13 protein-coding genes are annotated in these 12,601 nt (G+C 73.0%); 8 read left to right on the forward strand and 5 right to left on the reverse strand.

The genetic code is table 11. The annotated features are described in order from the left end of the window. Nucleotides 1-32 precede the first annotated feature (32 nt). On the forward strand, nt 33-1,256 hold the full coding sequence (locus ACH4VX_RS27270; RefSeq protein ID WP_398370915.1) for a cysteine desulfurase-like protein: 1,224 nt from the start codon (nt 33-35) through the stop codon (nt 1,254-1,256). Beyond that, on the forward strand, nt 1,249-1,842 hold the full coding sequence (locus ACH4VX_RS27275; protein ID WP_398370917.1) for a DUF1990 family protein: 594 nt from the start codon (nt 1,249-1,251) through the stop codon (nt 1,840-1,842). The genes ACH4VX_RS27270 and ACH4VX_RS27275 overlap by 8 nt, the downstream gene beginning before the upstream one ends. Here the strand turns inward: ACH4VX_RS27275 and ACH4VX_RS27280 are convergent. Together ACH4VX_RS27280 and ACH4VX_RS27285 are read right to left on the reverse strand one after the other, a co-directional pair. Next, nucleotides 1,784-3,700: an AMP-dependent synthetase/ligase gene (locus ACH4VX_RS27280; RefSeq protein WP_398370919.1), complete on the reverse strand. Its 1,917-nt coding sequence runs from the start codon at nt 3,698-3,700 to the stop codon at nt 1,784-1,786. The two genes, ACH4VX_RS27275 and ACH4VX_RS27280, sit on opposite strands and share 59 nt — an antisense overlap. A 90-nt stretch (nt 3,701-3,790) precedes the next feature. Beyond that, nucleotides 3,791-5,350 carry a von Willebrand factor type A domain-containing protein gene (locus ACH4VX_RS27285; protein WP_398370921.1) on the reverse strand — a complete coding sequence of 520 codons (1,560 nt, stop codon included), beginning with the start codon at nt 5,348-5,350 and terminating at the stop codon, nt 3,791-3,793. Between the two features lie 334 nt (nt 5,351-5,684). Between ACH4VX_RS27285 and ACH4VX_RS27290 the strand changes: the two genes are divergently transcribed. From ACH4VX_RS27290 to ACH4VX_RS27300, 3 genes are all read left to right on the forward strand, one after another. Continuing rightward, on the forward strand, nt 5,685-6,776 hold the full coding sequence (locus ACH4VX_RS27290) for an ATP-binding cassette domain-containing protein (RefSeq protein ID WP_398370923.1): 1,092 nt from the start codon (nt 5,685-5,687) through the stop codon (nt 6,774-6,776). Between the two features lie 107 nt (nt 6,777-6,883). Continuing rightward, complete coding sequence (locus ACH4VX_RS27295; protein WP_398370924.1) at nt 6,884-8,152, forward strand: sensor histidine kinase; 1,269 nt, start codon at nt 6,884-6,886, stop codon at nt 8,150-8,152. Beyond that, nucleotides 8,140-8,799: a response regulator gene (locus tag ACH4VX_RS27300; protein WP_398370926.1), complete on the forward strand. Its 660-nt coding sequence runs from the start codon at nt 8,140-8,142 to the stop codon at nt 8,797-8,799. Before ACH4VX_RS27295 ends, ACH4VX_RS27300 begins: the two co-directional genes overlap by 13 nt. A 23-nt stretch (nt 8,800-8,822) precedes the next feature. Here the strand turns inward: ACH4VX_RS27300 and ACH4VX_RS27305 are convergent, their stop codons facing one another. Next, on the reverse strand, nt 8,823-9,473 hold the full coding sequence (locus tag ACH4VX_RS27305; protein WP_398370927.1) for an FMN-dependent NADH-azoreductase: 651 nt from the start codon (nt 9,471-9,473) through the stop codon (nt 8,823-8,825). 129 nt (nt 9,474-9,602) lie between these two features. Between ACH4VX_RS27305 and ACH4VX_RS27310 the strand changes: the two genes are divergently transcribed. Beyond that, nucleotides 9,603-9,974 (forward strand): winged helix-turn-helix transcriptional regulator, encoded by a 372-nt coding sequence (locus ACH4VX_RS27310; RefSeq protein WP_398370929.1) that lies wholly within the window; start codon nt 9,603-9,605, stop codon nt 9,972-9,974. A gap of 18 nt (nt 9,975-9,992) precedes the next feature. Here ACH4VX_RS27310 and ACH4VX_RS27315 read toward each other — a convergent pair whose 3' ends face one another. Beyond that, the gene (locus tag ACH4VX_RS27315; protein WP_398370931.1) at nt 9,993-10,538 is read right to left on the reverse strand and encodes a DoxX family protein; all 546 of its coding nucleotides are present in this window, start codon (nt 10,536-10,538) and stop codon (nt 9,993-9,995) included. A 125-nt stretch (nt 10,539-10,663) separates the two neighbouring features. On the opposite strand from ACH4VX_RS27315, the gene ACH4VX_RS27320 reads away from it, so the two are divergent. After that, on the forward strand, nt 10,664-10,990 hold the full coding sequence (locus ACH4VX_RS27320; protein ID WP_398370933.1) for a nuclear transport factor 2 family protein: 327 nt from the start codon (nt 10,664-10,666) through the stop codon (nt 10,988-10,990). A 16-nt stretch (nt 10,991-11,006) separates the two neighbouring features. Here ACH4VX_RS27320 and ACH4VX_RS27325 read toward each other — a convergent pair whose 3' ends face one another. Continuing rightward, complete coding sequence (locus ACH4VX_RS27325; protein WP_398370935.1) at nt 11,007-11,399, reverse strand: winged helix-turn-helix transcriptional regulator; 393 nt, start codon at nt 11,397-11,399, stop codon at nt 11,007-11,009. A gap of 94 nt (nt 11,400-11,493) precedes the next feature. On the opposite strand from ACH4VX_RS27325, the gene ACH4VX_RS27330 reads away from it, so the two are divergent. Then, complete coding sequence (locus tag ACH4VX_RS27330; RefSeq protein WP_398370937.1) at nt 11,494-12,339, forward strand: SDR family oxidoreductase; 846 nt, start codon at nt 11,494-11,496, stop codon at nt 12,337-12,339. The last annotated feature ends 262 nt before the right edge of the window (nt 12,340-12,601 follow it).

Here is a 12,601-nt window from a genome sequence, read left to right on the forward strand (position 1 = left end):
CCCTCACACACCGCACCGACAGGAGGCCCCACATGACGTACGACCTCACCGCCCTGCGCGCCCGGGTGCCCGCGCTGGCCGCCGGCACCGCGCACTTCGACGGCCCCGGCGGCACCCAGATGCCGCTGCCCGTCATCGAGGCGATCGCCGCCGCGCTGTCCCGGCCGCTCTCGATCCGCGGCGACGGACTGCCCGGCGAGCGCAACGCCGAGGCCGTCGTCGTCGAGACCCGGCGCGCCATGGCCGACCTGCTGGGCGCCGACCCGGCGGGCATCGTCTTCGGCCGCAGCGCCACCCAGCTCACCTACGACTTCTCCCGCACCCTCGCCGCGGCCTGGTCACCGGGCGACGAGGTGGTCGTCACCCGGCTGGACCACGACGCCAACATCCGCCCCTGGGTCCAGGCGGCCGAGCGGGCCGGCTGCACCGTCCGCCGGGCGGACTTCGACCCGGCCACCGGCGAACTGACCGCCGACGACATCCGCGACCGGCTCTCCGGGCGCACCCGGCTGGTGGCCGTCACCGCGGCCTCCAACCTGATCGGCACGATGCCCCCGATCGCCGAGATCGCGCGGATCACGCACGAGGCGGGCGCCCTGCTGTACGTCGACGGCGTGCACTACGCCGCGCACGCCCCGGTCGACATCGAGGCGCTCGGCGCGGACTTCTTCGTCTGCTCCCCGTACAAGTTCCTCGGCCCCCACCACGGCGTCCTGGCCGCCCGCCCCGAACTCCTGGAGACACTGCGTCCGGACAAACTGCTGCCCTCCACGGACGCGGTGCCCGAGCGCTTCGAACTCGGCACGCTGCCCTACGAGTTCCTCGCGGGCACCCGTGCGGCGGTCGACTTCCTGGCCGGGCTGGCCGCCGGGCCGGGCGGCAGCCGCCGTGAACGGCTCGCCTCGGCGTTCGAGGGGATCGAGGAACACGAGGGCGTCCTGCGCGACCGGCTGGAGCAGGGACTGGCGGCCTTGCCCCAGGTCACCGTCCACTCCCGGGCGGCCCGGCGCACCCCGACCCTGCTGCTCACCCTCGACGGCCACCGCACCGAGGACGCCTACCGCTTCCTCGCCGAACGCGGCGTCCACGCGCCCTCCGGAAGCTTCTACGCGCTGGAGGCGTCCCGCCGCCTCGGCCTCGGCGACACCGGCGGCCTCCGCGTCGGCCTGGCCCCCTACACCAGCGGCGAGGACGTCGACCGGCTGCTGACGGGCCTGTCCGCCTTCCTGGAGCGGAGGGCGGACGCCCATGGGTGACGACGAAGGTCTCACCTACGGCCCCCGCGGTGCCACCGCCCCGCAGGTCCTCCTCTGGTCCGCGTCCCCGCCCGGGTTCCGCCGGTTCGAGAGGACCGTGACGATCGGACGGGGAGAGGACGTCTGGACCGCCGCCAGGGAGGCGGTGCTGCGGTGGGAGGTCAAACGGCGCAGCGGTTTCGCCGTCGCCCCGGCCGACGGGGGCGGCATCGGCGCGCGCGAGCGCGGGCGGTACACCGTCACGGCGGGCCTCGGCCGGTGCGTCGTGCGGGAACCGGTCGAGGTCGTCGCCGTGGTGGAGACCGGGCACCGGTGCGGTTTCGCCTACGGCACCCGCCGGGGCCACCCGGTCAGCGGGGAAGAGGCCTTCATCGTGCACCGGGAGGACGACGGCCGGGTCCTGCTCACCCTGCGCTCCCTGACCCGGGCGGCGCCGACGGGCCCCTGGCGCCTGCTCTTCCCCGCTCTCCTGCTGGCCCAGCTCCACGTCCGCAGGCGCTACCTCCGCGCCCTGCGGGACGCCGGGGTCAGGAGTACAGCGCCGCGATCTCGTCCGCGTACGCCTCCTGCGCCGCCCGCCGTTTGACCTTCAGGGACGGTGTCAGGAGTCCGTTCTCCTCGGTGAACTCGCCCTCGATCAGGCCGAAGGCGCGGATGGACTCCGCGCGGGAGACGGCCTCGTTGGCGTAGTCGACGGCCCGTTGTACGTCGGCGCGCATCCGCGGGTCGCGGACGACCTCGGACATCGGGGTGCCGGCGGGCAGTTTCCGCACCGACAGCCAGTGGGCGACCGTCTCGGGGTCGAGGGTGATCAGCGCGGCCACGAAGGGGCGGTTGTCGCCGACGACGAGGCACTGGCCGACGGGCGGGCGGCTGCGCAGCCGGTCCTCCAGGACGGCCGGGGATACGTTCTTGCCGCCGGAGGTGACGAGGATGTCCTTCTTGCGGCCCGTGATGGTCAGGTATCCGTCCTCGTCCAGGGAGCCGAGGTCACCGGTGGTGAACCAGCCGTCGTCGAGCGCCTCGTCGGTGGCGGCCGGGTTGTTCCAGTAGGAGCCGAAGACGATGCCGCCCCTGACGCGTACCTCGCCGTCGTCGGCGATGCGGACCGCGGTGCCGGGGACCGGGAGTCCGACCGTGCCGGGGCGGGGGCCCAGCGGCGGGACGATGGTGGCGGCGGCGGTGGTCTCGGTCAGGCCGTAGCCCTCGTAGACCATGACTCCGGCCGCGTAGAAGAAGAGGTTGAGGTCGCGCTCCAGCGGGGAGCCGCCGCTGATGGCGTAGCGCATCCGGCCGCCGAGTTCCTTGCGGACCCGGCGGTAGACCAGCAGGTCGTACAGTGCCCAGGCGGCGTACAGCCCGGGGCCGGGGCCCTTGCCGCGGCCCAGGAACCTGTCGAGGTGGGCCTCGCCGAAGCGGACGGCGACGCGGTGGGCGCGTTCGAAGGAGGCGCCCCGGCCGATCTTCTCGGCGGTGGCCCGGCCGGTGTCGTGGATCTTCTCGAAGAGATAGGGGACGCCGACCAGGAAGGTCGGGCGGAACGCCTTGAGCGCGGGCCGCAGTTCGTCGGGCTTGATGCTGGGGCAGTGGCCGATCTCGATACGGGCGAGCAGGCAGGCGATCTGGATGGTGCGGCCGAGGATGTGGGCGAGCGGGAGGAAGAGCAGGGTCGAGGCGACCTGGTCCGTGACCTCCTTGAAGATCGGGTGCAGCAGCTCGACCGTGTTGGCGGCCTCGGCGTACAGGTTGGCGTGGGTGAGGACGCAGCCCTTGGGGCGTCCGGTGGTGCCGGAGGTGTAGCAGACGGTCGCGACGGTGTCGGGCGTCAGGGCCGTACGGCGCTCGGTGACCTCCTCGTCGGGGACGTCCCGGCCGAGTGCGGTGAGTTCGGCGAGGGCGTCCGTGTCCAGTTCCCACACACGCGGGGGTTCCGGGTGGGCGGCGGTGCCGGTGGCGACGGTGGCCGTGTTCTGCGCGGTCTCCGTGACGACGTACCGGGCGCCGGAGTCACGGACGATCCACTCCACCTGCTCCGCGGAGGAGGTGGCGTAGACCGGTACGGTCCGGCCGCCGGCGGACCAGACCGCGAAGTCCAGGACCGTCCACTCGTAGCGCGTACGGGACATCACGGCGACCCGGTCGCCCGGTTCCAGCCCTGCGGCGATCAGCCCCTTGGCCACGGCGGTGACCTCCTGGGCGAAGGCCGCCGCCGTCACCGGACGCCAGGTGCCGTGCTCCTCGCGCCGCAGGACCACCGCGTCGGGGGCCTCGGCCGCGTTGGTGAACGGGATGTCGGCCGTGCTGCCGGTGGTCCGCCGTGGGGCCAGAGCCGCCGTACGGGCCTCACGCACGACGCCGTGTTCGTCCCTGACGGTCTCGACTCCTGCCCGGCTCGCCAGATCCGTGCGTCGTTTCGCCCGTTTCAGGTCCTTGCGTACGCCCATGACGGCTCCCGGTCGCGGCTGATGCTGTCTCGCACTTACTTACTCCGGAGTCAACTTACCCGCGCGTAAGGCCGAGTCAATGGGCCCGGGTCACTCCAGACGGTTCGCCGAACGGATCGCCTCCGCCAGCCCGCGGACGTCCTCGTCCTCCGTCCGGTCCGCCAGGTCGCCCGCGCGCTCGGAGAGTTCACCGAGACCGGGGGCGCCGGGCAGCGCGCTGTAGCGGTGGCCGTGGGAGCGCAGGGCGTCGGCGAAGTAGGCCGCGGTGGCGGTGACCGCCAGACCGCGTCGCGCGCTCCACACGGAGCCGACGAGGTCGTCGGCCTCCAGGTCGCCCGTCTCCTCGTGCGGGGTGCGGCTGTCGGGGTCGAGCCAGCGCACGGTGGCCGTCGCCAGGTGGCCCCGGCCCCGATGGGGGAGGGTGCGCACGGCGTACAGGGCGGTCACGGTGTGGCCGGGCCCGACCTCGCCGCCGTCCACCCGGTCGTCGCGGAAGTCCTCGTCGGCGACCCGCCGGTTGTCGTAGCCGACGAGCCGGAACTCGGCGACCGTCTCCGGGTCGAAGGCGACCTGCGCCTTGGCGTCACGGGCCGTCAGCTCGATGTTGCGGGGCAGTTGCTCGCAGAACACCTCGCGGGCGTCCTCCCCGCCGGACACGTACACCGTGTGCCCGTCACCCTCGTCGGCGAGCTGCTCCATGAGTGCGTCGCCGTAGTCGCTGCCGACACCGACGCCGAACAGGGTGATGCCGTGCTCGCGGCGGGAGTCCGCGATGCGTTCGAGGATCGCGTCGGCCTCCGTCTCGCCGGTGTTCGCGAGGGCGTCGGAGACGAGCACGACCCGGTTGGTGGCACCCTCGCGCAGCCCTTCGACGGCGGTCTCGTACCCGGTCTCCACACCGGCGCCGAGGTTGGTGGAGTCGGTCGGCTCCAGGCCGGCGACGGCGTCGTGGACCTCGCCCCGGTTGCCGCCGAGCCGGGTCATCGGCAGGACGGTCTCGGCCTCGTCGCTGAAGGTGACGACGGCCACCGAGTCGTCGTCGCGCAACTGGTCCGTCATGGTCGCGAGGGACTCCCGGGCGAGGTCGAGGCGGCCCGGTTCCGCCATCGAACCCGAGATGTCGATGACGAACGTCAGGGCGGCCGGCGGACGTTCACCGTCCGGTTCGGCGGCCCGGGTGGCCAGGCCCACCCGGACCAGCGACCAGTCCTCCTCGTCGGTGCGGGCGCCGTCCACGGTGACCGTGAAACCGTCCCCGTCGGGACGCTCGTAGTCCTGCCGGAAGCTGTTGACGAACTCCTCGGGGCGGACGGCCGACGGATCGGGCAGCCGGCCCTCCGCGAGGGTGCGGCGGGCATAGCCGTACGAGGCGGTGTCGACGTCCAGCGCGAAGGTCGACAGGTGGTCGGGACCGGGGGCGACCTCGCGGGAGTCCTGCTCGCCCTCGCCCCGTTCACCGTCGTACCGCCCTCCCGAGTCCCGGTCGGGGGCGGGCGGCGGCGCCGAGCCGTCACCCCCGCGGTCGTAGGACGCGTCGCTCGCCTTGGAGCCGCCGTCGCTTCCCGCGCCGCAGCCGCCGACCAGCAGGCAGCTCGCCGCCGTGAGCGCGAGCAGCGCTCCGACCGGCCGTCGTGTCCCGTACCACTTCATCGTCCGTGCCCCCTCGGTTGGTTGACGCCGACTTCAGTGACTGTGACGGCGCGGCGGGCCGGAACGTGCGGTACGGAGCGTTGCGGGTGAGTCTCGAAGAGGGCACGGAGAGGGCCCGCCGAGACCGGTAGGTGATCTTCCGTTGACCTGCGGTCCCGTGTCCTCGCCACCCGAACCGCGCCGGGCCAGGGCCAACGACGCGACCACGGACGTTGTGCCGGGTGGTAGTGCCTGCACCACCACTGTTCGGTCACTGGCTGCATGGGTGGCGGCTTCCATGCCGCCTACCGTCGTGGAGGTCCCGCAACGAGCTCCGCCCGGAAGGCGCCCCACCATGTCACTGACCCCGGCCGACGTCGCCGTCGGCCTCGACCATGTACACAAGACGTACGGCGGTGATCAGCCGGTCGTGGCGCTGGACGACGTGAGCGCCGTGTTCATGCGCGGCACGGCGACCGCCGTGATGGGACCGTCCGGATCGGGCAAGAGCACCCTGCTGCACTGCGCGGCCGGACTGGACCGGCCGGACTCGGGGACGGTGCGGATCGGGGCCACCGATCTGTCGTCGATGTCCGAGAAGAAGCTGACCGAACTGCGCCGCAGCCGGGCCGGGTTCGTCTTCCAGGCGTTCAACCTGGTGGGCGCGCTGAACGTGGAGCAGAACATCCTGCTGCCCTCCCGGCTGTCGGGGCGTCGACTGCGCGAAGGGACCGTGGCCGTGTCCACCGCGCAGGCGGACGCCGCCGGCTGGGACCTCGGGGACGAGGCCGGGCTGTGGCTCGGCGACGGCACACCCGTCACCCTGCGCGTCGTCGCGCTGTACGAACGCGGCTGGGGCTTCGGCGACGTCACCCTGCACACGAGGACCCTCACCGGGCACACCGTCACCGGACTCGACGACCAGGTGCTCATCCGCACCGCGCCGGACGCCGACGCCGAGGCCGCCCTGGCCGGCCTCGCCCGCCGCCATCCGGCCGCCGCGGTGGTGGACACCGACCGGCTGACCGGCGACATCGCCCAGGACCTGGCCATCAGCGGCTGGCTGAACAAGCTGCTCATCGCCGTCCTGGTCGGATACGCGGTCCTGGCCGCCGCCAACACGCTCGTCATGGCGGCACTGGCCCGGACCCGGGAACTGTCCCTGCTGCGCCTGGTCGGCGTCACCCGCCGTCAGGTGAAGCGGATGGTGCACGCCGAACAGGCCGGCCTGCTGGGCGTGGCGCTCGTGATCGGCGGCGCGATCGCGGCCGTCACCCTCACCACGATCGTCAACGCCGTGGCCGGGCAGCGCGTGCCCTACGTTCCGGTCGCCGGCTGGGCCGTAGTCGTCGGCGGCACCATCCTCCTGGCGCTCGTCGCCACGGTGCTTCCCGTCGGCCGGCTCCTGCGCACCCCTCCGGTCGAGGGCATCGGCATCCGCGAGTGAGCGTGCCGCGCCGGTCCCGGAGCGCTTCCGGTCCCGTACCACTGGGCGGATGGCCCGGCGGGCCCGGGAGCGGGTGTCCTATCCTCCGCGCCTGGGAGGTGTGGACGGTGGCGACTCACGAGGGGGCGGCGGGCGGCCGGCCGGGGCGTTCACGGGCCGTGTCGGCCCGTGCCCGGGCCGCGCTGGACGCCCTGGAACACCTCATCGGCGGTATGGGCACCGGCCTGCTGGCACTGCTCGCGATGCTGTGGCTGGCCCTGACGGCGGCGGCCTGCCTGGCCGGTGTGGGCCTGTTGCTGCTGCCGTCCGCCCTGCACGCGGTGCGGGCCGTCGCCGACCGGGAGCGGGCCCGGCTGTCCCGGTGGGGCCCGGAGATCATCGGCCCGGCGCAGCCGCCTGCCGGACTGCGTACGGCGCTCGCGGACCGCGCCGTACGCCGTGAGGTGCGCTGGGTGTGCACGCACGCGGTCTTCGGCCTGCTCCTCGGGCTGATCGGGGCGACGCTGCCGCTGAACGCGGCACACGACGTCACCTTCCCGCTGTACTGGCGCCTTCTGCCGGAGAGCGAGTCCACCGCGGCCCTGGGCTGGTGGACCGTGCGCGACTGGTCCGGCGCCCTGTCCGTCACCCTGTTCGGCGTGCTGTTCGTCGCCGTCATCGTGCTGTGCGCTCCCGCGCTCGCCCGGCTCCAGGCATGGCCCGGACGGCGGCTGCTCAGCCCGGACCCCGGGACCGACCTCGTCCTGCGGGTCGCCGAACTCACCGCCACCAGGGCCGCCGCACTCGACGCCCACGCCACCGAACTGCGCCGTGTCGAACGCGCGTTGCACGACGGCACACAGAACCGGATCGTCGCGGTCGCCGTGCTGCTCGGCGCGGCCCGCCGCGCCCTGACCCGCGACCCCGGCGAGGCCGACGCCGTCCTCGAGCGTGCCCAGGAGGCCGCCGAACAGGCGCTGGCCGAACTGCGGGCGGTCGTCCGCAGCATCCTCCCGCCGGTCCTGGCCGACCGCAGTCTGCCCGACGCCCTCACCGCCCTGGCGGCCGACTGCCCGGTGCCCTGTCGCGTCGACGCCGACGTGCCCGGCCGGTGCGCGGTGTCCGTGGAGGCGACGGCGTACTTCGTGGTCGCCGAGGCCCTCAGTAACATCGCCAAGCACAGCGGCGCCCGCGAAGCCGGTGTCGTGGTGCGTCGCCTGGACGAACGGCTGTACCTGGAGATCCACGACGACGGCCGCGGCGGAGCGGACGAGCGGAACGGATCCGGGCTCACCGGCATCCGCCGGCGCACCGAGGCGCACGACGGAACACTGGAACTGGCCAGCCCTCCCGGCGGCCCCACCACCCTGAAGGTGACCCTGCCATGCGGATCGTGATCGCCGAGGACGACGCCCTGTTGCGCGAGGGGCTCGCACTGCTGCTGCGCGCCGAGTCCCTGGACGTGGTGGCCACGGTCGAGAACCCCGACGCCTTCCTGGACGCCGTGGACGCGGAGCAGCCGGACGTCGCCATCGTCGACGTCCGGATGCCGCCCACCCACACCGACGAGGGGATCACCGCGGCCGTGGAGGCCCGGCGGCGCCGGCCCGAGCTCGCCGTCCTCGTCCTGTCCGCCTACGTCGAGCAGGCATTCGCGGCCGATCTGCTCGCCCAGGGCAGCGCCCGGCTCGGCTATCTGCTCAAGGAACGGGTGGGCCGGGTCGAGGAGTTCCTCGACGCGCTGCACCGGGTGGCGGAGGGCGGCACCGCCATCGATCCCGAGGTCGTGGCCCAACTGCTCACCCGCACCCGGCCGGACGCCCGGCTGCAACGGCTCAGCCCGCGCGAACGGGAGGTGCTGGCGCTGATGGCCGAGGGGCTGGGCAACACGGCCGTCGCCGAACGGCTCGTCGTCACCGACGGTGCCGTCCACAAGCACATCCGCAACATCTTCGCCAAGCTCGACCTTGCGCCGACCGACCGCACGGACCGCCGTGTCGCGGCCGTGCTGCACTATCTGGAGGACGCCCGGCACCGGGCCTGATCCGGCGGCCGGACGCCGCCGGATCAGGCCGCCAGCCGCTCGGCGAGGGTCTTGGCCCTGACGGTCGCGTCCTGGTGGGCGCGCTCGCGGGAGCTCTCGAAGAGCGGGACCAGCTCGGCCATCGCCGGGTTCTGCGCGGCCATGGTCAGTTCCGGGACGATGAAGTCGAGGTCGAGACCGAGGAAGTCGACCAGCACCGCCCGCAGGTAGTTCTGGACGTACTCGTAGCCCTCGCGCGGGGTGCCCGGCGCGTAGGAGCCGCCGCGGCTGGCGATCACGGTGACCGGCGTGCCCTTGGCGGAGGGGTTCTCGCCCGCCGTACGGCCCATGAGGATCACGTTGTCCAGCCATGCCTTGAGCGTGGAGGGGATCGTGAAGTTGTACATCGGGGCGCCGATCAGCAGCGCGTCCGCCCGCTCGAACTCCTCGATCAGCTCCAGGCGCCCGGCGAAGGCCGCGGCCTGCTCGGGAGTGTGCGCGGCAGGGTCCGCGAAGCCCGCCGTGTGGGCGTCGGCGGTGAGGTGCGGAACGGGGTTCGTGGCGAGGTCGCGGTGGATCACCGTGCCCTCGGGGTGCTGCTCCTCCCACGCCTTGCGGAAGGTCTCCGCCACGGCGCGGGACGCGGAGGCGGACGCCGGGAAGACGGAGGAGTCGATGTGCAGAAGGGTGGCCATCGGGGTTTTCTCCCATGAGTGCAGGGGCGGAGACGCAGGACGCCACCGCTGAGAATTCGTACTCGACTATGAATAACACAGGGACTTACTTTTTTTCATCCCCTTGTGGAGGGGTAGTACCCTGGAGGCATGGCGGTCGAGCAGGTGCATGGGCCAGAGGCGTGCAGGAAGGTGGACGGCGGCATCAGCCGCGTCTTCCAGCTGCTCGGTAAGCGCTGGACCGGGCCGATCGTGGCCGTGCTGGTGGAACAGCCGGCGTACTTCGCCGATCTGCGCCGGGCCGTCCCCGGTATCAGCGAGCGCATGCTCTCCGACCGGCTGACGGAACTGGGCGCCGCGGGACTCCTGGTCCGCGAGGTCGACGAGGGACCGCCGCTGCGGGTCACCTACCGTCTGACGGAGTCGGGCGCGGCGCTGGGACCCGCGCTCAAGGAACTCGGCAAGTGGGCCGAGACGCATCTGCCCGAGAACGGGCCCTGTACGGAGTCGACGGGCTGCTGAGGCCGCCGGCCCGCCGGACTACTCCTCGAACAACGCCTCCTGCTCGCCCTCCTTGGCCTTCCTCAGCCGCCGTACGCGCGCTCCCACCGTCATCGTCGTGGCCGCCGCGGTCACCGCGAAGGCCGCCGGGATCATCCAGCTCCGGTTGACCGCGTGGCCGAAGGCGTGGTCCAGGGAGAGCCGGCCGGGACCCGTGACGGCGAGTCCGGCGGCCGTCAGGCCCAGGGACGCGGCGTACTCGAAGCCGCCCTCCTGGTTGAAGAACCCGTTGGGCGCGTGCACGGCCGCCGCGCCCGCCATCGCGCCGGCCGCCGCGGCGCCCGCCGCCGGGGTGGCGAGACCGAGCGCGAGCAGCACGCCCCCGCCGGCCTCGGCGAGGCCCGCCGCCGTGGCGCTCGCCCTGCCGGGCGCGTAGCCGATGGACTCCATGAACTGGCCGGTGCCCTCGATGCCGCCCCCGCCGAACCAGCCGAACAGCTTCTGGGCGCCGTGCGCCGCGAGCACCCCGCCCGTCCCCAGCCGGAGCAGCAGCAGGCCCAGATCACGTCGGTCGTAACAGGTCACGTCGTCTCCCGGAGCAGTGGCTTGGCGACCACCGTCGCATTCCCGCCACCGGCCCGGCGCGTCACCGGTCGCCGTTCGGGTGATGCGGGTGGCGGAGCCCGGCGGCCGGTACGACGCTGGCAGACATGACGATCCAGAGCACCCGTCTCAGCGACCCCGCCGTCCGCGCCTTCGTCACGGCCGTCAACAACCACGACCGGGACGGGTTCCTGACTCTGCTGGCGCCCGGTGCCACCATGGCGGACGACGGTTCCGAGCGTGACCTCACCGAGTGGATCGACCGGGAGGTCTTCTCCTCCCACGGGCACCTGGAGGTCGACAACGAGTCCGGCGGCGGCCGCCGCCTCCTCGCCCGCTACAGCAACGACACCTGGGGCGAGATGCGCACCCGGTGGTCCTTCACCGTCGACGACGACGGCCGCATCTCCCGCTTCGAGACCGGTCAGGCCTGACCCGCCCGTCCCCGCGCTACCGGGCGGTGTCCTCGTCGTAGGCGTGCCGGGCCTGCTCGACCTTGCCCAGGTTGGCCGTGGCCCACTCCGAGAGATGAGCGAAGAGCGGCGCGAGACTGAGGCCCAGCTCGCTGATCTCGTACTCGACCCGGGGCGGAACCTCCGGGTGGTAGGTGCGCACGACCAGGCCGTCGCGCTCCAGCTGCCGCAGACGCTGCGTCAGCACCTTCGGGGTGATCCCGCCGATCCGCCGTTGCAGCTCGACGAAGCGTTGCCGGCCGTGCGCGTGCAGCGTCCACAGGACCGGGGTGGTCCACCGGCTGAACACGATGTCCACGACCGGGCTGACGGGGCAGGCGAGTTCCGGGGGAGTCCCGGCGGCCGCCGTCCGTGTCGCGTTCCCCGCCATGCGAACCCCTTCGGGATAGTCACTATCTCCTGGGTACCTACTATATCCAGACTGTTAGCGTCCTCACCACACCGAAACGACAGGGGAGTTGTTCATGTTCGTGGTGACCGGAGCAACCGGAAACGTCGGCCGGGAACTCGTCCGCGCCCTCGCGGCGGACGGCGAGCGGGTGACCGCCACCTCCAGGGCGATCTCGGCCGCCGATGTACCGGAAGGCGTACGGCATCTGCGCGCGGATCTCACCGACGCCGACAGCCTGCGCGAGGTCTTCGACGGCGCCGACGCGCTGTTCCTGCAGAACGGGGGAGCCAGTGCGCATCTGCTGAACCCGCACGGCATCCTCGACGCCGCCAAGGCCGCCGGCGTCGGACGCGTCGTCCTGCTGTCCTCGCAGGGAGTCGTCACCCGGCCGCGGTCGGCATCGCACGGCCGCGTGGCACGGGCCATCGAGGACGCCGTACGGCAGTCGGGTGCGGACTGGACGATCCTGCGCCCCGGCGGCTTCCATTCCAACGCCCTCGCCTGGGCCGAACCGGTGCGCACCCGGCGGACCGTCGCCGCGCCGTTCGGCGACGTGGGCCTGCCCACGATCGACCCGGCCGACATCGCCGACGTCGCCGCGGTGACCCTGCGCGGCGCCGGACACAACGGCCGTGCCTACGAGTTGACCGGCCCCGCCCTCACCACGCCACGGCAGCGGGCCGAGGCCATCGGCGAGGCGATCGGCGAACCGGTGCGCTTCGTGGGCCAGACCCGCGAGGAAGCCCGCGCGCAGATGCGGCAGTTCATGCCCGAGGAGGTGGTCGACACCACGCTCGACATCCTGGGCGCCCCCACCCCCGAGGAGCTCCGGGCCGGCCTCGCCGTCGAGGACGTCACCGGCCGTCCGCCCCGCACCTTCGCCGACTGGGCGCGACGCCACGCAGCCCTCTTCCGGTAGGACCGAGGAGCGCCAAACGCCGGTGCGGTGAGGGTTGGGTGAGGGGACGGTCACCAATCTCGCGCAGTCACCGGGCGGTGCTTCAAGCAACGCTTTCAGCTCGGCTTTTGCCCGTCGGTTGGCTCCGGTACGGGCGGACGTCGTGGAGATGCGCCGTCGTGCCGCGCCGACCGCGGGGCTCCGCCGTTGAACTGATCGCGACAAGTGGTCACTCTTCTCGCCAGCCTCCCCGCGGCACCGCGCCGGAGGTCGGCCCCCCCAC

The sequence above is a fragment of the Streptomyces sp. NPDC020731 genome (genome assembly GCF_044334705.1).
In the GTDB taxonomy this organism is placed as follows: domain Bacteria; phylum Actinomycetota; class Actinomycetes; order Streptomycetales; family Streptomycetaceae; genus Streptomyces.

Coding starts and splice junctions, on each gene's coding strand:
- ACH4VX_RS27270 (WP_398370915.1), top strand. CDS start 33: ATGACGTACGACCTCACCGCCCTGCGCGCCCGGGTGCCCGCGCTGGCC.
- ACH4VX_RS27275 (WP_398370917.1), top strand. CDS start 1,249: ATGGGTGACGACGAAGGTCTCACCTACGGCCCCCGCGGTGCCACCGCC.
- ACH4VX_RS27280 (WP_398370919.1), bottom strand. CDS start 3,700: ATGGGCGTACGCAAGGACCTGAAACGGGCGAAACGACGCACGGATCTG.
- ACH4VX_RS27285 (WP_398370921.1), bottom strand. CDS start 5,350: ATGAAGTGGTACGGGACACGACGGCCGGTCGGAGCGCTGCTCGCGCTC.
- ACH4VX_RS27290 (WP_398370923.1), top strand. CDS start 5,685: ATGTCACTGACCCCGGCCGACGTCGCCGTCGGCCTCGACCATGTACAC.
- ACH4VX_RS27300 (WP_398370926.1), top strand. CDS start 8,140: ATGCGGATCGTGATCGCCGAGGACGACGCCCTGTTGCGCGAGGGGCTC.
- ACH4VX_RS27305 (WP_398370927.1), bottom strand. CDS start 9,473: ATGGCCACCCTTCTGCACATCGACTCCTCCGTCTTCCCGGCGTCCGCC.
- ACH4VX_RS27310 (WP_398370929.1), top strand. CDS start 9,603: ATGGCGGTCGAGCAGGTGCATGGGCCAGAGGCGTGCAGGAAGGTGGAC.
- ACH4VX_RS27320 (WP_398370933.1), top strand. CDS start 10,664: ATGACGATCCAGAGCACCCGTCTCAGCGACCCCGCCGTCCGCGCCTTC.
- ACH4VX_RS27325 (WP_398370935.1), bottom strand. CDS start 11,399: ATGGCGGGGAACGCGACACGGACGGCGGCCGCCGGGACTCCCCCGGAA.
- ACH4VX_RS27330 (WP_398370937.1), top strand. CDS start 11,494: ATGTTCGTGGTGACCGGAGCAACCGGAAACGTCGGCCGGGAACTCGTC.